This is a genomic window from Halobacillus aidingensis, from assembly GCF_900104185.1.
In the GTDB taxonomy this organism is placed as follows: Bacteria; Bacillota; Bacilli; order Bacillales; family Halobacillaceae; genus Halobacillus; species Halobacillus aidingensis.
The window spans coordinates 89736-112777 of record NZ_FNIZ01000008.1; the positions used below are offsets into that span (position 1 = coordinate 89736).

General features: G+C 43.9%; 22 protein-coding genes. All 22 read right to left on the minus strand.

Going from position 1 to position 23042, the window contains the following annotated elements:
• Positions 1 to 119 precede the first annotated feature (119 nt).
• Positions 120 to 389 (minus strand): 30S ribosomal protein S15, encoded by a 270-nt coding sequence (gene rpsO, locus BLS23_RS09795; RefSeq protein ID WP_089652370.1) that lies wholly within the window; start codon positions 387 to 389, stop codon positions 120 to 122.
• A 189-nt stretch (positions 390 to 578) separates the two neighbouring features.
• Positions 579 to 1475 (minus strand): tRNA pseudouridine(55) synthase TruB, encoded by an 897-nt coding sequence (gene truB, locus BLS23_RS09800; protein WP_089652371.1) that lies wholly within the window; start codon positions 1473 to 1475, stop codon positions 579 to 581.
• 67 nt (positions 1476 to 1542) lie between these two features.
• The gene (gene rbfA / locus BLS23_RS09805; protein WP_089652372.1) at positions 1543 to 1893 is read right to left on the minus strand and encodes a 30S ribosome-binding factor RbfA; all 351 of its coding nucleotides are present in this window, start codon (positions 1891 to 1893) and stop codon (positions 1543 to 1545) included.
• 27 nt (positions 1894 to 1920) lie between these two features.
• Positions 1921 to 2199, minus strand: coding sequence for a DUF503 domain-containing protein (locus BLS23_RS09810; protein ID WP_089652373.1), 279 nt, complete (start codon positions 2197 to 2199; stop codon positions 1921 to 1923).
• Positions 2196 to 4256 (minus strand): translation initiation factor IF-2, encoded by a 2061-nt coding sequence (infB, locus tag BLS23_RS09815; RefSeq protein ID WP_089652374.1) that lies wholly within the window; start codon positions 4254 to 4256, stop codon positions 2196 to 2198. The genes BLS23_RS09810 and infB overlap by 4 nt, the downstream gene beginning before the upstream one ends.
• A gap of 7 nt (positions 4257 to 4263) precedes the next feature.
• Complete coding sequence (locus BLS23_RS09820; RefSeq protein ID WP_089652375.1) at positions 4264 to 4578, minus strand: YlxQ family RNA-binding protein; 315 nt, start codon at positions 4576 to 4578, stop codon at positions 4264 to 4266.
• Positions 4575 to 4850: an RNase P modulator RnpM gene (gene rnpM / locus BLS23_RS09825; protein ID WP_089652376.1), complete on the minus strand. Its 276-nt coding sequence runs from the start codon at positions 4848 to 4850 to the stop codon at positions 4575 to 4577. Before rnpM ends, BLS23_RS09820 begins: the two co-directional genes overlap by 4 nt.
• A gap of 14 nt (positions 4851 to 4864) precedes the next feature.
• Positions 4865 to 5974 (minus strand): transcription termination factor NusA, encoded by a 1110-nt coding sequence (gene nusA / locus BLS23_RS09830; protein ID WP_089652377.1) that lies wholly within the window; start codon positions 5972 to 5974, stop codon positions 4865 to 4867.
• A gap of 14 nt (positions 5975 to 5988) precedes the next feature.
• Positions 5989 to 6462 carry a ribosome maturation factor RimP gene (gene rimP, locus BLS23_RS09835; RefSeq protein WP_089652378.1) on the minus strand — a complete coding sequence of 158 codons (474 nt, stop codon included), beginning with the start codon at positions 6460 to 6462 and terminating at the stop codon, positions 5989 to 5991.
• Positions 6463 to 7405: 943 nt separating this feature from the next.
• Positions 7406 to 11698: a PolC-type DNA polymerase III gene (locus BLS23_RS09840; protein ID WP_089652379.1), complete on the minus strand. Its 4293-nt coding sequence runs from the start codon at positions 11696 to 11698 to the stop codon at positions 7406 to 7408.
• Between the two features lie 90 nt (positions 11699 to 11788).
• Positions 11789 to 13492, minus strand: coding sequence for a proline--tRNA ligase (locus BLS23_RS09845; protein ID WP_089652380.1), 1704 nt, complete (start codon positions 13490 to 13492; stop codon positions 11789 to 11791).
• A 147-nt stretch (positions 13493 to 13639) separates the two neighbouring features.
• Positions 13640 to 14896, minus strand: coding sequence for an RIP metalloprotease RseP (gene rseP, locus BLS23_RS09850; protein WP_089652381.1), 1257 nt, complete (start codon positions 14894 to 14896; stop codon positions 13640 to 13642).
• A gap of 107 nt (positions 14897 to 15003) precedes the next feature.
• Positions 15004 to 16149, minus strand: a complete 1146-nt coding sequence (gene dxr, locus BLS23_RS09855; protein WP_089652382.1) for a 1-deoxy-D-xylulose-5-phosphate reductoisomerase — start codon at positions 16147 to 16149, stop codon at positions 15004 to 15006.
• Between the two features lie 20 nt (positions 16150 to 16169).
• Positions 16170 to 16967, minus strand: a complete 798-nt coding sequence (locus tag BLS23_RS09860) for a phosphatidate cytidylyltransferase (RefSeq protein ID WP_089652383.1) — start codon at positions 16965 to 16967, stop codon at positions 16170 to 16172.
• Between the two features lie 16 nt (positions 16968 to 16983).
• The gene (locus BLS23_RS09865) at positions 16984 to 17751 is read right to left on the minus strand and encodes an isoprenyl transferase (RefSeq protein WP_089652384.1); all 768 of its coding nucleotides are present in this window, start codon (positions 17749 to 17751) and stop codon (positions 16984 to 16986) included.
• Positions 17752 to 18072: 321 nt separating this feature from the next.
• Positions 18073 to 18630, minus strand: coding sequence for a ribosome recycling factor (frr, locus tag BLS23_RS09870; protein WP_089652385.1), 558 nt, complete (start codon positions 18628 to 18630; stop codon positions 18073 to 18075).
• Positions 18631 to 18632: 2 nt separating this feature from the next.
• Complete coding sequence (pyrH, locus tag BLS23_RS09875; protein WP_089652386.1) at positions 18633 to 19355, minus strand: UMP kinase; 723 nt, start codon at positions 19353 to 19355, stop codon at positions 18633 to 18635.
• Positions 19356 to 19471: 116 nt separating this feature from the next.
• Positions 19472 to 20356 (minus strand): translation elongation factor Ts, encoded by an 885-nt coding sequence (gene tsf / locus BLS23_RS09880; protein WP_089652387.1) that lies wholly within the window; start codon positions 20354 to 20356, stop codon positions 19472 to 19474.
• Positions 20357 to 20477: 121 nt separating this feature from the next.
• Positions 20478 to 21215, minus strand: a complete 738-nt coding sequence (gene rpsB / locus BLS23_RS09885) for a 30S ribosomal protein S2 (protein ID WP_089652388.1) — start codon at positions 21213 to 21215, stop codon at positions 20478 to 20480.
• Positions 21216 to 21361: 146 nt separating this feature from the next.
• Positions 21362 to 21850 carry a DUF6115 domain-containing protein gene (locus BLS23_RS09890; protein WP_089652389.1) on the minus strand — a complete coding sequence of 163 codons (489 nt, stop codon included), beginning with the start codon at positions 21848 to 21850 and terminating at the stop codon, positions 21362 to 21364.
• Positions 21851 to 21924: 74 nt separating this feature from the next.
• The gene (locus BLS23_RS09895) at positions 21925 to 22167 is read right to left on the minus strand and encodes a hypothetical protein (RefSeq protein WP_089652390.1); all 243 of its coding nucleotides are present in this window, start codon (positions 22165 to 22167) and stop codon (positions 21925 to 21927) included.
• A 76-nt stretch (positions 22168 to 22243) separates the two neighbouring features.
• Positions 22244 to 23020, minus strand: a complete 777-nt coding sequence (locus tag BLS23_RS09900; RefSeq protein WP_089652391.1) for a FliA/WhiG family RNA polymerase sigma factor — start codon at positions 23018 to 23020, stop codon at positions 22244 to 22246.
• Between the last annotated feature and the right edge of the window lie 22 nt (positions 23021 to 23042).

Here is a 23042-nt window from a genome sequence, read left to right on the forward strand (position 1 = left end):
GAACTTAACTCCTCTCGATAACTCTTCTTATTTCATTATAAGGGTTTATTGTCAGTTTACACCCTTCTGTATGTAAACATACAGAAAAAGCGGGAATAACTCCCGCTTTTCCCCATACATTAGCGACGCAAGCCAAGGCTCTTGATTAGCTCACGGTAACGTGTAATGTCCTTATTACGAAGGTAGTTCAATAGGTTACGACGCTTACCTACCATTTTAAGCAATCCACGACGAGAGTGGTGGTCCTGCTTGTGTGTACGCAGGTGCTCGTTCAAAGTAGTGATCTGCTCAGTTAGTACAGCGATTTGTACTTCTGGAGAACCTGTGTCGTTGTCATGAGTTTTGTACTCATTGATTAGTTCTTGTTTACGTTCTTGTGTGATAGCCATTATAGCTACACCTCCTGGAAAAATTTAGAATTCCCTTTCCCCGAGCGGACGTCGGAGTTACGTTCCGCCAAGCGAAGGTTCCATATTAAAGGGTACATTTTTTTTGGATGAAATGCAAGGAAAACCAACAAACTCTGATAAAAAACTATGGCTATGTCCCCTAAAGAGGTCCATCTAAAAGTGAAAGCGTTAAAATACACGTACCGGCTTTATGAGACCGGTTTTTCGTGGATGCTGCTGGTAAATCGCCAAGACCTCACCAGCGTTCATCACAGTAAATTGCTCTTGATGGATATGAGTAGGTTTTTCAAATACTTGACCGTGTTTGATTTTTTCGATCTGTTCATCATCCACCTCCCAGGAGGCCATATGGGCGAGACCCCTGGATAAAGGAAGGAGTAATTGTTCTCCAGAGCTTTTATCTACGACCTGCTGGATTTCATCGAAAGAATAGCAGTCTTCCTTTGTAATGTCTGCGGTCTCAGTCCGTACCAAACAGGACATGTGAGCGGCATATCCAAGGGCTTTTCCAATGTCTACACATAGCGTTCGCACGTAGGTGCCTTTTGAACAGATCACTCGGAACGAAAAAGTAAAGGTGTCTCCCTCTTGTTTCGGTTCAGGTGAAATCAGTCCGATGTGCTTAATGTGCACCTCTCTTGATGGCCTCTCCACTTCCATCCCTTCCCGGGCATATTCATAAAGCTTCTTCCCGTTAACTTTTACAGCAGAGTACATGGGCGGTGTCTGAGTAATCCAGCCTTTAAAAGTTCCAAGTACGCTTTTGATCTTTTCTATGGAAATGAATTCATTTACCGGGGTCGTTTCAACCGTCGCACCTGTTGCATCCTCGGTGTCTGTCGCATACCCGAGTGTTACAGTAGCTTCATACACTTTATCTGTCTCCGTTAAAAAAGGAACGATTTTCGTAGCCTTTCCTACGCAAAGGGGCAATACCCCTTCCACTTCTGGGTCAAGGGTCCCTGTATGACCGACCTTTTTCGTTTTCAACATTCCACGGGCCTTACTGACACAGTCATGGGATGTAAAACCCTTTGGCTTCCATAATGGAAGAATCCCATCCATATACCTCTCACCTCGAAACTTTTTTATCCTATATAAAATCCGTGCTGAACCAGCACGGATTTTTCTGTCAATCTTCCGTATCGTTTAAATCACGAAGAATCGTTTCAATACGATTTCCTCTTTCGATCGCTTCATCAAACTCAAACATGATTTCCGGTGTCTTACGAAGACGGATTCTCTGGCCGATTTCAGACCGGATGAACCCTTTCGCTTTTGCAAGACCTACGAGGGTATCATGTTTCTGTTTATCATCACCCAATACAGAAATATAAACTTTCGCTTGTTGTAAATCTCCTGTCACTTTCACTTCTGTGACGGTGACGAACCCTACGCGTGGATCCTTGATTTTTTTACTGATGATGTCACTCATCTCTTTTTTCATCTGTTCTCCAACGCGGTTCGCTCTTAAATCGTTCATGTTTTATTCACCTCTTCTAACCAGACATCATAGCCATTCCTGGTGGGTTTCTGTCCGTTCAAATTCAGGAAATGAATCGATGAAAGCCAAAGCTTGCTGCATCGTTTGTTCCGCAATCACTTTATCACTAGCGATCGTGACGAGGCCGATCCGAGTTCTTTGCCACAAGTCTTGATATTCAAGTTCACTTACAGCTATGTTGAATTCGTTTCTGAGCCTTGTCATGATGCGTTTCAAAACCGCACGCTTGTTTTTCAGTGATTGCGCATCATAAATGATACCATCCACTTCTGCGCTTACAATCATTTACGCTCGATTTCCTGCATTTCAAATGGTTCAATGATGTCGCCCACTTTAATGTCGTTGAAGTTCTTGATAGTAATTCCACATTCGTATCCTTTTTGAACTTCTTTTGCATCATCTTTATAACGTTTCAGTGCATCGATTTCACCTTCGTAAATGACGACACCATCGCGGATGACACGGATACCGGAATTTCTGCCGATTTTACCATCCGTAACGAAAGATCCAGCAATCGTACCAATCTTAGATACTTTGAAGATTTCACGCACTTCCACCTGACCGATGATTTTCTCTTCATATTCTGGATCGAGCATCCCTTTCATAGCTGCTTCGATCTCTTCCATCACCTTGTAAATGATGTTATGAAGGCGGATTTCTACATCTTCCGCTTCAGCTGCTTTTCTAGCATTCCCGTCTGGACGGACGTTAAAACCAATCACGATGGCATTGGAAGCAGAAGCGAGTGTAATGTCAGATTCTGTAATGGCCCCGACACCTGTGTGAATGATTTTAACTTTCACACCTTCCACTTCAATCTTCTCAAGAGATCCGGCAAGAGCTTCTACAGATCCCTGCACGTCCCCTTTAACAATCAGGTTAATTTCTTTAACTTCGCCTTGTTTAATTTGATCAAACAAGTCGTCAAGGCTCACTTTTGCTGTAGAGCCGCGGTTTTCTTCCAATTGTTTTTGAGCACGAGCTTCACCGACAGAGCGCGCTTTCTTCTCGTCATCAAAGACTAAGAAACGATCGCCTGCCTGCGGAACATTGTTCAATCCGGTAATTTCCACTGGTGTAGATGGCCCGGCAACTTGTACGCGACGACCAATATCGTTCACCATGGCACGTACACGTCCCCAAGTATTTCCTACTACAATGGCATCACTGACATTCAAAGTACCGTTCTGGACCAGCAATGTAGCAACAGGACCGCGTCCTTTATCCAACTCAGCTTCAATAACCGTACCATAAGCAGCACGTTCAGGGTTGGCTTTCAATTCTTCCATCTCAGATACAAGGCCGATCATTTCAACAAGATCGTCGATTCCTTCACCATTGACCGCTGACATTTTGACAAAGATCGTTTCTCCACCAAAGTCTTCAGCAATCAGCTCATATTCCATAAGCTCCTGCATAACACGGTCCGGGTTCGCGCCTTCTTTATCCATCTTATTGACAGCAACAATAATTGGTACTTCTGCAGCTTTCGCGTGACTGATCGCTTCTTTCGTCTGCGGCATTACACCATCGTCAGCAGCAACGACAAGAATGGCGATGTCTGTCACTTGAGCACCACGGGAACGCATGCTAGTGAATGCCGCGTGACCAGGCGTGTCAAGGAAAGTGATTTTCTTGCCTTTATCTTCAATTTGGTATGCACCAATATGCTGAGTAATTCCACCCGCTTCGCCTTCTGTCACCTTTGTGTTACGGATCTGGTCAAGAAGCGTCGTTTTTCCGTGGTCTACGTGTCCCATGATGGTAACGACAGCAGGACGGTCCTTCAAATCTTCCGGTGCGTCATCGAACGTCAGGTTCTCAATGTCTGTCTCGTCAACAATGACCTCTTCTTCTACTTCTACTCCGAACTCTTCACAAATCAATTCGATCGAATCAGCATCCAGTTCCTGGTTGATGGTAGCCATTGTGCCTAAGAACATAAGCTTTTTGATGATTTCTGAAGAATCCTTGTTTAGCTTTTCTGCAAGCTCACCAACCGTCAGGCTGCCTGAATAAGTGATCTTTTCAGGTGTCTGCTTTTTAGACTTTTTAGGTGCTTGCTGCTGGGAAGGCTTTTGGTTCTTCTGGTTGTTGTTTCTTTGCTTTTTGTTGGCTGGTTTTTTGTTGTTGTTCGGTTTTTGAGACTTCGATTTATTCTGGTTTTGACCTTTGGATGCTTGCCCTTTTCCAAATGCTTGATCCAGCTTCTTCGCTGCATCCTCCTCCAAAGTGGACATATGGTTGTTCACTTCGATATTCAGATTTTGCAGTTTTTGAATGACTTGTTTACTAGATAGTTCATTTTTCTTTGCATATTCATATACGCGCATTTTACTCATAAAATCTTCACCCCCGAATAGATTCATCGAGTAGCGATTGCAACTTTTTCGCAAATCCTTGGTCAAGAACTGCGATCGCGACTCTCCCTGCCTTTCCGATAGCCTGTGATAATGTCTCTCGATCATCGACTTCATAGCAAGGTATTTCATAGAAACTGCATTTATCTGTCAGCTTCTTCTTTGTTTGTTTCCCTGTATCATTGGCAATGAGAACGAGCTTAGCTTTTCGCTTTTGGATGTCTCGTACGATCGATTCTTCACCGAGCGTACACTTGCCGGCTCTTAAAGCCAGACCCAACAGGTTCAAGTAGCTGCCCTTCATGATGGGTCAGCCTTTACTTTTGCTCTCAATTCCTCATAAATGCTGTCATCCACCTTCGTTTTAAGGTGACGGTTCAGCACCTGCTGCTTTTCAGCCTGTTCAATGACTTGAAGGTCTTTCATGAGATAGGCTCCACGCCCATTCTTTTTTCCTGTGTCGTCCACAAAAACCTCTCCCTCTTTATTGCGTACAACACGGATCAATTGCTGTTTAGGAACCATATCCTGTGTGACGACACATTTTCTTAATGGTTGTTTTTTGGAACGGGTCATCGTTCTCCCCCTCCTTAATCTTCAGACAATTCTTCGTCAAAAACGTCTTCATCTTCTATATCGGTTTCTTCTGTAGAAAGAAGACCTTGTTCACGTGCTTCACTTTCACTCTTAATGTCAATCTTCCAGCCTGTCAACTTAGCCGCAAGACGAGCGTTTTGACCGCGTTTACCGATCGCAAGGGACAGTTGATAATCAGGAACGATCACTGTTGTCGCCTTATCCTCTTCATCTACAAGCACTTCCACGACCTTTGAAGGGCTTAAGGCATTCGAAACATATTCAACGGGATCCTCTGACCATTGAACAATGTCGATTTTTTCACCCTTCAGTTCATTAACAATGGCTTGTACACGCTGGCCTCTTTGACCTACACAAGAGCCGACCGGATCGATTTCTTGATCTTCTGCGTAAACCGAGATTTTAGAACGGTCCCCTGCTTCCCGGGCTACAGACATGACTTCGACAGTACCGTCATAGATCTCAGGTACTTCCATCTCAAACAAACGCTTCAAGAGACCCGGGTGTGTACGGGAAACATAGATGTGTGGACCTTTGTTGCTGTTTTCCACCTTTGTCACAAATACTTTGAGGCGATCGTGAACTTCATAGGTCTCTGTCGGCATCTGCTCTCCTTCTGGAAGACGTGCTTCAATTTTACCTAGATTCACATAGACGAAGCGAGGATCTTTTCTTTGGATGATCCCTGTCATGACATCCTCTTCACGATCGACATACTCACCGTAAATGATGCCTCGCTCTGCTTCACGGACACGCTGCGTAACGACTTGCTTAGCCGCTTGGGCTGCGATACGGCCGAAGTCCATAGGTGTTACTTCCACCTCGATGACATCTTCAACCCCATAGTTCGGATCGATGTCTTTCGCTTCTTCTAAAGAAATCTCCTGCTGCGGATCCATGACTTCTTCTACGATTTCTTTTCGCGCAAGGACTTTCATGGCACTTTCTTCTTCATTAATATCCACGCGTACGTTCGTCGCGGAATTGAAGTTTTTCTTATAAGCAGAAATCAATGCTGCTTCAAGTGCTTCCAATAAAAGATTTTTGTCGATGCCTTTTTCCTTCTCTAAATAATTCATGGCATCAAATAGTTCACTACTCAACAGTTTTCTCCCCCTTAATTAAATGTGACAGCTAAATTGGCTTTAGCTATTTTTTGGTATGGTACTTCCAGTTGTTTCTTACGTGTCTTAATACGAATCTCTACGGTTGCCACGGAATTTTCAAAGGACTTCAGTGTCCCTTCGAACTCCTTCTCCCCATCAATCGGTTCGTAGAGTTTCATGTACACATATTCACCGACAAACTTTTCAAAGTCTGCTTCTGTCTTTAGAGGACGTTCCGCCCCAGGTGATGCAACTTCCAGGAAATACGCAATTTCAATGGGATCTTCTTCATCTAATTTTTCACTCAGCTGTTCAGATACTTGTCCGCATTCTTCTATGTCCACACCGCCTTCTTTATCGATAAAGACGCGAAGGTACCAGTTCTGACCTTCTTTCTTGTACTCGATATCCACAAGTTCGAGGTTCATCTCCTCAAGGATCGGCTGGACAAGACGTTCTGCAACGGATGTAACATGATTGCTCATGCTCTTCCCTCCTTCGAACACAATGTAATGGTTAGTATTTATTATTATGGGATGTATTCGCTCATTTCATTTAAGTAACAGGGGCCAGAATTGCAAGTACCATGAGAAACCGCTATGACATAGATCATAGCGGTTCGTCTCGCGGGTACTAAAAACCCCTCATGCATCGAAGTTTCTCCACAAGCAAGAGGCTGGAATATGACGAAAGAGTGGGTTGCCCCACTCTTTCGTCGTTCGTATCACTCTTCTCACCATAAAAAATATATCATAGATGCGTATTCTATGCAACAAAGGAAGAAATCAACAGCTTCCCTCCGCCTCTCAAACTAAGTTGTCTCCCTAAAGCTCCCGCTTGTGCAAGTCTCCGTTTCGGGACTTTTGTAGAGTGAATGGGGCTGCGGGGAATAACTCGCTTTCCGCGGGAGCGCGGTGAGCCTCCTCGGACTGCGTCCTGTGGGGTCTCACCATGCACTTTTTTCCCGCAGGAGTCTCGCCATTCCCCTCCGCCCCTTTGCCATATTAGTATCTCGAAACCACTTCTGGAATAAGCTGCTTTTATGCACATGTTAATTGGAGGGGAATCAACTCACAAGGACGCCATTTTACATGCGGAAAGCTTTTTATAGAAGGCTTTATGCTTATAAAACCAGGATAGTGGAAGGGCACCTTCCCAGAGTGAAGGGGGGCGTTTCTCACATACACTGAATGGGGTGGTTGGGAAGCTGCGAGACTCCCGCGGGAATGGATTGGCTGGCGAGACCCCACAGTGCGAAGCACGAGGAGGCTTGCCGTCATCCCCGCAGGAAAGCGAGCTGCTTCCCAGCCACCCCTAACGCTCAATACGGAAAACGAACCCCGATACATCTCGAAATCGAGTCTTCAAGAATCCTGCCATATACTTTAACAGTGAATCGGCAGTTTTATCTGTCGTTGAGCTGAGAAATTAGAAAAGGGACAGTTGGTTTTCATCCGGCATTCCCTCTAAGCATCCGAAGTTATCCAGGTATTCAAGTACCGTTTTGGAAATACGGCTGCGTTCTCTCAAGTCCTGCTTGGATAGGAATTCGCCTTCTTTTCTTGCATTAACGATATTGATAGCTGCGTTTGTTCCTAAACCATCGACTGCGTTGAATGGAGGAATCAACTCATTCCCTTCAACGAGAAAGTCTGTGGCACTGGAACGGTATAGATCCACGTTCTTAAATCCATATCCTCTTTCGCACATTTCAAGGGATAGTTCGAGGACGGTCATCAAACTTTTTTCTTTTGGAGTGGCATCGAAGCCTTTTTCCTGAATCTCTTTCATGCGCTTACGAATAGCTTCGGAACCTTTCATCATCGTTTCCAGTTCAAAATCACTCGCTCTCACCGTGAAATAGGCAGCATAGAAATAAATCGGATAGTGGACTTTGAAATACGCAATTCTTACCGCCATCAATACATAGGCGGCGGCGTGTGCTTTCGGGAACATGTATTTGATCTTCTTACAAGAATCAATGTACCAGTCCGGCACGCCGTGTTTTTTCATTTCTTCGATCCACTCATCTTGAAGGCCTCGGCCTTTACGAACGAATTCCATAATCTTAAAGGCAAGGGAAGGATCGAGACCTTTATGCATGAGATACACCATGATATCGTCACGGCAGCCAATGACTTCTGGAAGAGTACAGATACCATCATTTATCAGCTGTTCGGCATTTCCAAGCCATACGTCCGTTCCATGTGATAGGCCGGAAATGATGACGAGTTCTGCAAATGTTTTCGGCTTTGTATCTTCAAGCATCTGCCTTACAAAGCGTGTACCAAACTCAGGTACGCCGAGGGTCCCTGTTTTACACATAATTTGATCCGCCGTCACTCCGAGCGCTTCAGGACCGCTGAAAATCTTCATCACTTCAGGATCATCAACCGGGATTTCCTTCTGATCGATTCCACTGAGGTCCTGCAGCATACGAATGACGGTCGGGTCATCGTGTCCAAGTATATCCAGTTTCAAAAGATTATCGTGAATGGAGTGGAAGTCAAAGTGAGTGGTCTTCCACTCTGATTTCGTATCATCTGCTGGAAATTGGATAGGAGAAAAATCATAAATCTCCATATCATCAGGGACAACGATGATCCCCCCTGGGTGTTGTCCGCTTGTCCTTTTCACACCTGTACAACCATGAACAAGACGATCGATTTCAGCATTTTTATAAAGCAGCTGATGATCTCCGGCGTAACCCTTCACATAGCCATAAGCGGTTTTCTCCGCTATCGTACCGATCGTCCCGGCACGGAACACACTATCTTCACCGAATAACTCTTTCGTATAGTTGTGCGCATGGGGCTGATATTCCCCTGAGAAGTTCAAGTCGATATCCGGGACCTTATCCCCTTTAAAGCCTAGGAACGTTTCAAATGGAATGTCCTGCCCGTCTTTTGTTAAAGAAGTGCCACATTCCGGGCAATCTTTTTCTTCGAGGTCAAATCCGCTTCCGACCGATCCGTCTGTGAAAAATTCATTATATTGACAAGACGGACACACGTAATGCGGCGGAAGAGGATTCACCTCTGTAATATCCGTCATCGTGGCAACAAAGGATGAACCGACAGAACCACGTGATCCAACAAGGTACCCATCTTCTAAAGACTTGGTTACAAGTTTTTGTGAAATGAGATAGATTACTGCAAATCCATTTCCGATGATACTATCTAGCTCTTTTTCCAAACGTTTAACGATCAAATCAGGGATAGGCTCTCCATAAATGCTTCGTGCTTTATTGTAGGACATTTCACGGATTTCCTGGTCTGCCCCTTCAATATTAGGCGTGTACAAGTCATCTTTAACGGGTGAAACTTCACCGACCTGCTCGGCTATTTTATGGGTGTTTGTTACGACTAACTCTGTGGCTTTTTCTTTTCCTAAGAAATCAAGCTCATCGATCATTTCATTCGTTGTTTTAAAGTGAACCTCCGGCAGTGTCTGCCTGTTAAGCGGGTTCCCGTTTTGGGACGAAATGAGAATCTGCCGATACTGCTTTTCATGAGGCTCTACGTAGTGAGTGTTACCAGTAGCAACAATTGTTTTACCCATTCGATCCGCCATAGCGACAAGCCTTTTCAAAATATCGAGGATTTGCGCTTCCGTCTGGACAAGATCTTTTTCCAGCAGGTGATAATAGTTTCCTGGTGGTTGAATTTCGATGTAATCATAAAATTCAGCCACCTTCTCTGCCTCTTCCTCGGATTTCTGCATCATCGTTTCAAAAACTTCCCCTTTGTCACACCCGGAACCTACGAGGATTCCCTCCCGGTTTTTGGCCAAAAGGGAGCGTGGGACGCGTGGAACACGGTAGAAATAATTCACATGCGCTTCTGATACGAGACGGTAAATGTTTTTTAATCCTGTGCTGTTTGTGGCAAGCAGCGTACAATGAGAAGGTCTGGAACGTTGGTACGCTTTTCCCTCACCCATATAATCATTCAAATTTTTATGGTTCGTAATCTCTTTTTCCATGGCTCGCTTCACGAGTTTCCATAATAAATAACCCGTTGCTTCTGCGTCATAAATCGCCCGGTGGTGCTGGGTCAACTCAATATCGAATTTCTTACAAAGCGTATTTAAACGGTGGTTCTTTAATTCAGGCACTAGGAAACGAGCAAGCTCTAACGTATCGATGACTGGATTCGTAGACTTTTCCAGGCCGATGTTTTGATAACCGGCATTTAAAAAGCCCATATCGAAACTGGCGTTGTGAGCAACGAGGATGTCTTCTCCCGTCCATTCGTGGAAGTCCTTGAGGACCTGTTCGATTTCCGGGGCATCCTTTACCATGTCATCCGTGATTCCTGTAAGGTCGATTGTTGTTTGGGACAACGGTTGATGGGGGTTGGCGAAGGATTCAAATCGATCGATGATTTCCCCACCCTGCACTTTGACGGCCGCTAGTTCGATGATTTTATCGTACACTGCAGAAAGACCGGTCGTCTCCACGTCAAAAACCACGTAGACGGCGTCCTCAAGCTCCCTGTCCTGTTCCTCGTAAGCAATGGGGACTCCATCATCCACCAAGTTGGCTTCCACACCATAAATGATTTTCACACCATTTTTCTGGCCTGCGGCATGGGCATCCGGATAGGCTTGAACGACCGCATGGTCTGTGATGGCAATAGCTTCGTGTCCCCAATCTGCTGCTTGTTTGATCAGACGTGACGGGGAAACAGGCGCATCCATCGCACTCATCGTGGTATGGGCATGCAATTCAATCCTCTTCTCCCCTTCAGGCGCTTTATCTTCTCGCAATTTCGGTTTCACTTCATTGATGTCATTGGCCATCATCGTTAATTCGTTCGTGAAATTATCTGTCTGGATGCCACCACGCGCTTTGATCCACATGCCCTCTTTCACGTGCTTGAACAGTTCAGCATGATCGTCTCCGCGTGAGAACATTTTGATCGAAAAGGAATCCGTATAATCCGTCACTTTTAAGAGTAATAAATGACGTCCGGAGCGAAGTTCTTTGATTTCGACATCGAAAATATATCCCTGGACAGCAATCTTCTTCTCTTCTTCCTGGATTTCCTCCATTGGGATGATGTCATCTTGAATCTTGTAACCAATCTCAAGCGGCCCTTTTGGTTTGGAGTCGTCTTTATCTTTGGCTCTCTCTTCTTGTTCTTTCACCGCTTGCTGGACAAGTATTTTATCCTCTTTTTGACGTTCTTCCTGGAAACGTTTAATTTGTTCCGTTTCTTCTTTCACTCGTGTTGAAAGCATGAACGAAGGAAGGCCGCATTTGAGACAAAAACTTTTCAAAGGTTCTTCTAACTTTTTCTGTATGGCATGACTTTCGGCTAAGTTCCTGCAAGTTAACATAACCTTATTCCCGTTCACCTCAGGCTGCTGCTCCATCAATAAATCTTTATAGCTTGGTGTTAGGTTCGTTAATGTTTTGATGAAGCTCTGCCAGTATTCAAGCACATCATTAACTGAAAGTTCTTTTTCAGATGTCTCGATCGTCCAGGTCACATCAGCAATCGAACGGAAAGTCGCTACAAGTTTACTTGTAAATAAATCATAAACAGAAGGGGGCAGCGGTTTTGGCATAAGAAAGTGAAAATGCCACAATTTTTGTTCGCGATAGACCACCAGCTTCTGCATGCTGCTGTCTTTAAAGTGAGGCTCTATTAGATCATGCGGGAACTGAATCTGCTCCAGCAAATAGTGCATTTTTTCTTTATTGCTGACACTCAAACGGAATTCCTCCTCTTTCCTAACCCAACACCTGACATGGAAAAACCCTTGCTCTTTCCTTTAGCAAGGGTATAGTTTTCCAAAGAAGTATTAGGCTTTGTACCAGTTCTTAATATATTCTAAGACTTCACTAGTCTCTAATTCATTTTGATCGCCAGTTGCGCGTTCCTTCACTTCAACAACGCCTTCACCGGCACGCTTTCCTACCGTGATCCTTACAGGTACACCGAAAAGGTCGCTGTCGGCAAATTTTACGCCGGCACGTTCTTTACGATCATCATATAAGACTTCGATCCCTGCATCAAGCAGTGTGTCATATAATTGATCTGCCAATTCTTTCTGTTCTTCTTTTTTAGGATTCAATGAAAGCAAATGGACTTGATATGGGGCAATATTCTTCGGCCACGTGATCCCTCTTTCATCGTGGTATTGTTCTACGATTGCTGCAAGTGTACGGGATACACCAATACCGTACGAGCCCATGATCATCGTTTTCGCTTTTCCTTGATCATTAAGGAAGGTCGCATTCATCCGTTCAGAATAAAATTCACCCAGCTTGAAGACATGTCCCACTTCAATGCCCCTGGCAAACTTAATGATGCCCTCTCCATCCGGTGATGGATCTCCTTCTTCGATAAACCGTAAATCGGCATAAGTTTTGACAGCAAAGTCTCTTTCTGGTGTTGCATTCTTAAAATGATAGCCCTCTTCATTCGCTCCACAAGATACGTTCACCATGGCTTGTACAGCATGATCAGCGACAACTTCCACTTCTTCAGTTACTCCAATCGGTCCAAGAGAACCGAACCCTGAACCAAGCAGTCGTTTAGTATCTTCTTCAGAAGCAAGTTCAACTATATCCGCATCATAAAGATTTTTCAATTTAACATCATTTACTTCATGATCTCCTCGGGTAAGCGCAAGAACAAATCTCTCATCTACTTGGAAAAGGATCGACTTGATGCCTTCCTGTAAATCATGACCCAGGAATTCAGCAACATCCTTCATCGTCTTTTGACCTGGTGTTTCTACTTTTTCCATCGTTTGAGGAGTCGCTGTAGACTTTTCATACGCCGCCACGACCGGAGCCATTTCAATATTCGCCGCATAGCGAGAAGTATCTGAATAGGCAATGACATCCTCGCCTACTTCAGATAATACCATGAACTCATGGGTATCTTTCCCGCCCATGGCTCCGGAGTCTGCGATGACAGCACGGAAGTTCAACCCGCAGCGTCTGAATACATTCGAGTAGGCTTCGAACATTTTGTCATAGGTTTCATCAAGGCTTTCGTAGGATTCATTGAAAGAGTAGGCATCCTTCATCAAAAACTCTCTTCCACGTAGAAGACCGAAACGAGGACGGGCTTCATCACGGAATTTATTTTGAATTTGGAAAACCGTCAAAGGAAGTTGCTTATAACTTTTCACTTCATGACGCACGAGGCTTGTGATGACTTCCTCATGGGTGGCACCAAGGGCAAACTCCCGATTGTGTCGGTCGTTCAAGCGCATCAGCTCGGAACCGAACGTGGTCCAACGTCCCGTTTCCTTCCAAAGTTCTGAAGGCTCAAGGGCAGGCATCGCCATTTCATGAGCCCCGATTTTCTCCATCTCTTCCCGAACAATATTCTCAACCTTGCTTAATACTCGGCGGCCGATCGGCAGGAAGCTGTAGATGCCTGATGCAATCTGGCGTATGTAACCAGCACGAACGAGGAGCTGATGGCTCTTGATTTCAGCATCAGCAGGGTTTTCTTTAAGGGTAGGTATTAACATATGACTTTGTCTCATAACATGCACCTCAGTTCTATTTAATTGAAGTTTATTAAAGGAGGAAATCACTAGTCTCAAAGATTCCACTTCTTTATTTGACGTTAATAAAAAGAAGCCAGAAGCCTAGGAATCACCGATCACCTCAGGACTTCCAGCTATAAAAAATCACAAGAATAAACGTTGGATATCGTTCCATGTGACGACGAGCATCAATAACATAAGTAAAGCGAATCCGATGAAGTGAACGATCCCTTCTTTTTGAGGATCGATCGGTTTCCCTCTGAGCCCTTCAAGCCCTACGAATAAGAGACGTCCTCCATCTAAAGCAGGGAGAGGCAGCAAGTTTACAATTCCAAGGTTGATACTCAAGATGGATGTCCACATGACGAAATTCGTGAATCCTGTGCGGACGACCTGGTCTGTGGCATCATAAATTCCGACAGGCCCTGAAAGCATATCTAATGAAAATTGTCCGGTCACTAATTTACCTAGATTCGTTAATATCAATGCTGACCACTCATAGGTCTGCGTAAACCCGAACGTTAATTTCTTTGCAAAAGACTCTTCAAAAGCACGGGCGACACCCACTTGGCCGATGGTCGTTTCTCTACTTTCAACGGCGGCAGGAGTGATGTTCAACTGCTGAGTGGCACCCTCACGATTGATCGTCAATGTCACTTCTTCGTCAGGATGAGCTCGAATGATGGTGGTGAACTCTTCCCATGTACTGACAGATTCGCCGTCCACAGCAACGACTTCATCACCAGCCTGTAGATCAGCCTGTGAGGCCGGGGAGTTCTCCTGGATCTCTCCGAGTTTTGCTTCGTTCGAAGGGACCCCTTGAATGAAGCCAAGAATCATGAACAAAACAATCGCTAAGACGAAGTTCATCATTGGTCCTGCGAAAAGCTGCATCGCACGCTGCGGAACAGATTTTGATGCAAATTGACGGTTGTAAGGAGCAATTTGTGTTTCTTTTTCATCCATGACGAACATCGCTTTCGGGTCGACTTCAAAGAAGAGCTTTTCATCTTCATCGATTTCGTAACCTTCAATGACAAGGCGATGATCTAAGTCCGCGCGTTCGACTTCAATGACTCGCGCATGTGGATGCTTGTCTTTATTGTTTACGATAATTTTATTTACTTTTCCAGCTTCATTGAATTCAAGACCGATATGGTGGCCTGCTTTCAATTCAACGATTTCTGGATCTTCGCCAGCAACTCGAACATAGCCGCCAATGGGAAGAAGACGAATCGTATAAAGAGTTTCATTTCGAGTGAATGCAAAAATCTTAGGTCCAAATCCTATCGCAAATTCCCTTGCGAGCATTCCCGATCGTTTGGCAAATATGAGATGCCCCCACTCATGCACGAACACCAAAAGTCCGAACATAAGAATAAATGCAACCACTGTAGTCAAATGAAGCACCTTCCTTTTTCAGCTCTAATCGTTCTACAGGATGTGTATAGCGGAAGTGAACCATCATCGTTAGACGGTCGCATGAACTTCTCCAACAACCAGAGCTCTTAATTTATTTGGAAACGAACTCTTTCCCTCGTTTCCTTATCAATAGAAATTATGGTAGACAAGTCAGGGTTATGAATCCTGTCATGGTTTTCTAATGCTTGTTCGATGTATTTTTCAATATCAAGAAAAGAAATTTTGCCTTCTAGGAACTGCTGGACAGCTTCTTCGTTTGCCGCATTCAAGACCGTCGGCATCGAGCCCCCTGCTCTCCCTGCTTCAAATGCCATCCTTAAACAAGGAAAACGATCCATGTCCATCTTTTGAAAATTCAAAGTAGCGATCTCTTCCAAGTTCAAGTTTTTCGTGATTGGAAGCTCTTTTCGTTCAGGGTAAGTCAATGCGTATTGTATAGGCACTTTCATATCCGGCGTTCCCAGCTGGGCAATGACATTACGATCCACATATTCAACCATGGAATGGATGACACTTTCTCTATGAAGAATAACATGAATCTGGTCATAAGGTACATCGAAAAGCCAATGCGCCTCAATAACTTCTAATCCTTTGTTCATCATCGAGGCAGAATCAATGGTGATTTTCGCTCCCATCTTCCAATTCGGATGGTTCAATGCATCATCCACCGTGACTCCAGCTAATTCTTCCCTTGTTTGATCACGGAAGCTTCCACCAGATGCAGTAATGATGAGTTTATTGATGTCTCTCCTCTGTTCCCCATTCAGAGCCTGAAAAATAGCCGAATGCTCACTGTCTACAGGGAGGAGGTTAACATCATGTTTTTTAGCTTCTTCCATGACTAGATGGCCAGCCGTCACGAGCGTTTCCTTATTCGCAATTGCGATTTGTTTCTTTGATTGAATCGCTTTTAAAGTAGCAGGTAAGCCGATACTCCCCATGACTGCATTAACAACCACATCTACAGGTTCGGCTACACTTGCCTCAATTAAACCCTCCCCACCACAAAGAATCTGTGGATGGGCGACCTCTTTTTCCAGCTTTCTCTTCGTTTCTTCATCTTGAACGACGATCATGGAAGGTTCGAACTCTCGGATCAGAGGAAGAGCTTTTTCGACGTTTCTGCCAAACCCCATGGCATATAAAGAAAATTGATCTGGGTGCAAGCGAAGAACATCAAGGGTTTGAATACCAATCGAACCCGTTGCCCCAAGTAATGATACTTGCTTCATTGTTCCACGGCCCCTCTCTCCTATGAAATAAAGTTAATCAAATGCAGGATCGGTAAAATGAAGATCAAACTGTCGAACCGATCCAACACACCCCCGTGCCCGGGCAGGATTTTTCCGGAATCTTTGACTGCATAGTGACGCTTGAATGCAGATTCCACGAGGTCACCGATCTGACCTGCAATCGATACAAGTACAGTGACGAGTAACACGATAATCAAGGAATGCTCAAGAGGATGAACCAACTGGAAAATTAAAGCGACGACACAGGCAAGGATGATTCCTCCGACTGAACCCTCAATTGTTTTCTTCGGACTGATTTGCGGCCAAAGCTTGTGTTTGCCTAAAGCACGGCCGAACAAGTAGGCGCCTGTGTCTGTCGCCCACACGACAAATAATGCAAAGAAGATATATTCCAGCCCTTCTTCTCGTGTTTCCATTAGATAATTGAATCCCATTCCAATGTAGATCGCTGATAATAAAAGAAATCCAGCATCATCAAAAGTGAAACGGTTTTTGACGAGCACTGTGTAACTCAAAAGTACAAGTACCGCCAGCAATGTAATCTCGGATTTTGTAATGATGTCCCCAGAAGTAATGGATTCATCGAACACTTCATATGGAAACATCAGGGCCCACATGAGAAGCAAGCCGAGTCCAGAAGCTACCGAATAGCGGGCAATCTTTTTCATACGTACGAGCTCAAGTAGGGCGATGCTTGCAATGATATACACAAAAGCCTTAAAAGGCCATCCTCCCAACATGACGATCGGAAGGAAAATGAGTGCTGCAACGATGGCTGTAATTGTTCTTTGTTTCATAAGTCTTTTTCACACCTTATACTCCGCCGAAACGACGTTTACGATTTTGGAAGTCATAAAGAGCTTTTTCAAAATGACTTTCATCAAAGTCCGGCCAATAAACTTCTGTAAACCAGAATTCAGCATAGGCCAGCTGCCATAATAAGAAGTTTGACAACCTTTGTTCTCCACTTGTCCGGATAAGCAGATCAGGTTCAATCAACTCTGACGTGTACAATTCCTTAGAGAACATGGATTCATCGATATCGGATATGTCCACTTCTCCGTCTTGTACTTTAGAAGCAATTTGCTTGACTGCATGCACCATCTCATAACGACTTCCATAGTTAAGCGCAAAATTGAGGATCAGCCCATCATTGTCCTTCGTTTTTTCCATCGCTTCTTTGACAGCCTTTTGAGTATGTTCAGGAAGGACGTCAAAATCGCCGATGGTCCGGACTTGGACATTTCTCTCGATCAGTTCAGGCAAATATGTACTTAGAAAATCGACAGGGAGCTTCATAAGGAAGTCTACCTCATTTTTCGGGCGTTTCCAATTTTCCGTAGAAAAAGCATAAAGGGTAAGAACCTTCACACCGATATCTGAAGCATATCGAACGATTCTCTTCACAACACCCATGCCCTCTTTATGACCGGCAATCCGAGGCATTCCTCTATTCTTCGCCCATCGTCCATTTCCGTCCATAATGATCGCCACATGTTTTGGAATATGGTTTTCTTCAAGGCCTAATGGCTCGGTAGTGGGCTGCTTTTTATCTTTTTTGAATGGAAACTTGATAGGCATGTTCAATCCTCCAGTCCAATTGTTCCATCTATTTATTATATACTAAATCCAATAAAAATGCCGATATCCTATAAAGTGAGTGTATAAAACAAAGGCTCAAGATACGCACTAGACAACATGGAACGCATAATTAAAAGGCCCTTGGGAAGAGCTCTTCTCTTCCACTAGACAGGTGGGTAATGTCGAGGGTGTCTGTGCTCTCTTAGCGGATGCCTTCTTATAGGACAATGAATGTTTAATTCCCTAAACTAAAATAAAAGCCGCGCTGCCAAACATCTACAGCGCGGCTTGATACACCTTAAGGCATATAGAATTGGAGAATCAAACTTCCATGATTTCCTCTTCTTTTGTTTTTGCAAGTTGATCGATTTTCTCAACGTGCTGGTCTGTGACCTTCTGAACGTCATCCTGATAAGAACGAAGATCATCTTCCGTTAGCTCACCATCTTTTTCAAGCTTTTTCAGACGGTCGTTGGAATCACGACGAATGTTACGGATTTGTACCTTCGCTTCTTCTGAATATTTCCCTACAACTTTGGCAAGGTCCTTACGACGTTCTTCTGTCAGCGCAGGAATGTTGATTCGTACAACATTACCATCACTAGAAGGAGACAAGCCAAGATCCGCTTTCTGGATCGCTTTTTCAATTTCTGCAATTGCACTCTTGTCATAAGGTGTAATGACAAGCAGACGTGGTTCTGGTGCAGAGACTTGTGCTAGTTGATTAAGTGGAGTCGCCGCTCCATAGTAATCCACATACACGTTATCAAGGATTGAAGGATTCGCACGACCCGCGCGGACCGTTGCAAGCTGACGAGAGAAAGCTTGTGTGGCTTGTTCCATTTGTTGCTTCGTTTCATTAATTACAGCATCAGACATGATTATTTCCCCCTCACAATTGTTCCAATATTTTCGCCCATTACGGCTTTCTTGATGTTTCCGTCTTCTGTTATTGAGAATACCAATAAATCGATATCGTTGTCCATACATAATGATGAAGCTGTAGAATCCATAACCCCAAGACCTTCGTTCAAAACGTCCATGTAAGAGAGCTGATCGTACTTCACAGCATCTTCATTGGTTTTAGGGTCATCTGTATAAACACCGTCTACATTGTTCTTCGCCATTAAGATTACATCCGCTTCCACTTCTGCGGCTCTTAGAGCAGCTGTCGTGTCTGTAGAGAAGTATGGGTTCCCTGTCCCAGCCGCAAAAATGACGACGCGTTTCTTTTCTAGATGACGAATCGCTTTCCTGCGGATGTAAGGTTCCGCTACTTGTCTCATTTCAATGGAGGTTTGGACACGGGTCGGAATCCCTAAGTTTTCCAGACTATCCTGAAGGGCAAGTGAGTTCATGACCGTTGCCAGCATCCCCATATAATCAGCGTTTGCGCGATCCATTCCCATCTCGGCTCCTACTTTACCGCGCCAGATGTTTCCACCTCCGACGACGACAGCGACTTCCACACCGAGTTCAGCCACTTCTTTGACCTGACGGGAGACTGATTTAATGATGCTGGGTTCTAGTCCAAACCCTGCTTCTCCACTTAAAGCCTCTCCACTTAGTTTTAATACGATACGACGATAGCGAGCAGTAGTCATAGTTACCTCCCGTGTTTTAACTGTATTCCACTACATTTTCTTGCATATGGATCTGCAATTATGTAGCATGTTTGAAAATAGGGAACACCGGCAGTGTCCCCTATTTTTCATGTTCATTATTTTTTAACTTGGTTCATAACTTCATCAGCAAAGTTTTCTTCGCGTTTTTCCATACCTTCACCAACTTCGAAGCGATCGAAACCAGTGATTTGACCACCAGTAGAGGCTACGAATTGTTTTACTTTCTGGTCTGGATCTTTAACGAAGCTTTGGTCAAGCAGGCAGATTTCTTCGAAGAACTTGTTCAAACGGCCTTCGACCATTTTCTCAACGATGTTTTCAGGCTTGCCTTCGTTCATCGCTTGAGTCTTAAGCATTTCACGTTCTTTATCTGCTTCTTCTTGTGGAATTTCGTCACGGGAGACGTAACGAGGGTTTACAGCGGCTACATGCATCGCAACGTCTTTCGCTGCAGACTCATCTGTAGAGCCTTCAAGGACAGTCAACACACCGATGTTTCCGCCCATGTGAAGGTAAGCACCAAATGCATCGTTATCGGTCTTTTCTTTAATTACGAAACGACGAAGGGAAATCTTTTCACCGATTTTCGCTACGCGTTCAGTAATATAGCTGCTAAGTACTTCTCCATCACCGTGAAGCTTCTGCTCTAGAGCTTCTTCAACTGTTGCAGGCTTCTGAGAAAGCAAGTGCTGACCAAGATCTTTAAGCAAATCTTTGAACTGATCGTTCTTCGTAACGAAGTCTGTTTCACAGTTCACTTCGAAAAGTACAGCCGTGTTACCGGAAATTTCGATTGCAGCAGAACCTTCTGCAGCAATACGGTCAGCTTTCTTAGCTGCCTTGGAAATTCCCTTCTCACGCAACCATTCCATTGCTTTGTCCATGTCACCATCTGTTTCAGTGAGTGCTTTCTTACAGTCCATCATTCCAGCACCCGTTTTTTCACGAAGTTCTTTTACCATTTTAGCATTTACAGCCATTGTAAAGCCTCCTTATTAGTTGCATATAAGTATAGCTCTTGCGTTTCAGGACGCTTGAGCTGTTACGGATTCTTTAAAAAAGGTGATAAAGGTATACCCCCTTATCACCTTTTGACCCTTCTTACTCTTGAGCAGCTTCTACAGCAGCTTCAGTTTCTTCCGTTGTTTCTGTTTCTTCCCCTTGTTTCGCTTCAAGGACAGCGTCTGCCATCTTAGAAGTCAACAATTTAACGGCACGGATTGCATCATCGTTCGCAGGGATGACATAATCGATTTCGTCTGGGTCACAGTTTGTATCAACGATACCTACAACTGGAATATTCAATTTGTGAGCTTCAGCAATCGCGATGCGCTCTTTACGAGGATCGATAACGAACATTGCGTCCGGAATGCTCTTCATTTCTTTAATACCGCCCAGGAATTTAACAAGACGATCTTTTTCTTTAAGCATATCGACCACTTCTTTTTTAGGAAGTACATCGAAAGTACCGTCTTCTTCCATGCGCTCAATGTCTTTAAGACGGTTGATACGCTTACGGATCGTTTCAAAGTTTGTCAGGGTACCACCCAACCAACGTTGGTTGATGTAATACATGCCACAACGAGTCGCCTCGTCACGAACTGTATCCTGAGCTTGTTTTTTAGTACCTACAAAAAGAATGTTACCGCCGTCAGCAGCGACCTCTTTTACATAGTTGAATGCTTCATCAACTTTCTTGACCGTTTTTTGTAGGTCGATGATGTAGATCCCGTTACGCTCCGTGAAGATGTACTTTTTCATCTTTGGATTCCAGCGACGGGTTTGGTGTCCAAAATGAACACCAGCTTCAAGTAGCTGTTTCATAGAAATTACAGACATGATAGTTCCTCCTGTTTTGGTTTTTTTAGTATCCTCCGCCTCTTTCATCTTCTCTAGTGAACTCTAAAAAAGAGCAACCTCACTTGAGAATCCAAAGGCGTGCGTATTGACACCGTCAGTAAATATATCATAACACACGGGGCCATTCAAGTTTTTTTCGTAGGTTTTTGATGAAATTTGAATAGTAATTCGATTTCTGTCTTCCCTTTATCCAATTTTCTCGCAATTTCTTCATTACTATAACCTTTTTCTTTCAATTCAAATACCTGCGAATGAAAAGATGGCTGATAGCTTTCCTTTTCATTCAGCTCAGGCAGGGTGTAGCTGGGGGAAGCTTCTTTGTCCGCGATAACTTTCTTTTCTGAGTGACTGTTAACTTTATCATTTCTGTTTTCATTTTGAGTGTTTTGAGAATCAGAAGGGGCACTTTTTTTCCTGACGAGGCTTTCCATTCGTTTATTTTCTTCTTTGATTTCCATTAAATACGAGGTGAAAAGATCCTCAATTTCTGATGCCACTTGTTTTTGTCTAAGTTCAAGTTCTTCAGTCTTGCGTACCTTTTTCATCATGATAAACAGTGCAAACAGTAGTACACCGTCAATGATAAAGCTGAAAATCAATAAAAACACTGTCATGTCTATCCTCACCATTCATTTCTGATCCTATTTCTTCTCATTTTCCATAACTCTCACTACTGCAGAACATCATTTCACCCTGCTCTAAAAACAACATTCACATCACGGTAACCTTTACTGGTCCGTATGTGATACTTGCCGAATCCGATATCTAAAAATAATTGCTGCGTCACTTTTATGTAGGTGTTTCTTGAAGCTACACAATCGCTGTGAAGGATCGAATTCTCAATGAATAGATCTTGTCCAGCTTCCATTGAAGCCTGGTTGACAGATCCTACTCTTCCATCCTGGGCTGTTTTTATGAGAGCTTTCCCCATCCACCATACCATAAATCGTAATTTTTTCGTGAAAAACAGATAGTTTCGCTTCCTTCAGCTTCATACCCTGACCTGCCTAAACGGTTACAATTTCTTGCAGCGCACCTTTCAGCTTATAGATCGCTTTCGCATGGATTTGGGAGATCCGGGAGGTGGTCAATTCTAAAACCTGACCGATCTCTGTTAAAGTAAGCTCTTCATGATAGAAAAGACTGATGACGAGTTGCTCCTTCTCGTTTAATCGGTCGATCTCTCTCGCTAATTCTTCATAGTTTTCCTTTTTGATCACTGATTCCGATGGAGTGAATGTTCGATCATCCGGAATGGAATATCCGATCCCTTCTTTTTGATCCTCTCTTCCATCATTCGGTTTTTCTTCCATAGAAAGCACATTTGCAAAAAGAGAATCCTTGACTGTCTCCTCCACTTCTTCTGGAGATATGTTCAGAGATTCAGCAATTTCATTGGATGTTACCGGACGTTGCAATTCCTGCTCCAGCTTTTCTGTCATCTGTTCGATTTTTTTTGATCGGTCTCTTACTGATCTCGGAAGCCAGTCTTCTTTTCGTAAACCATCCATGATCGACCCTCTGATACGGAAGGATGCATACGTATCAAATTTCAGATCTCTTGTTCGATCAAATTTTTTCAGTGCATCATAAAGCCCTAACATTCCTAAACTTCTCACATCATCTTTGCTTACGCTCTTAGGTAAATGAGCGGAGATCCGCTGGACATGGTAGCTCACTAAATAGTCGTACTGCTGTACCAATTGATTTGCGGCCTCTCCATCCTGTTCATGTGTCCATAGATTCCACCACTGTTGTTCTTGAGGAGATAAACAGCTGGCCATTCCAATCCTCCCCGTCCTTTAG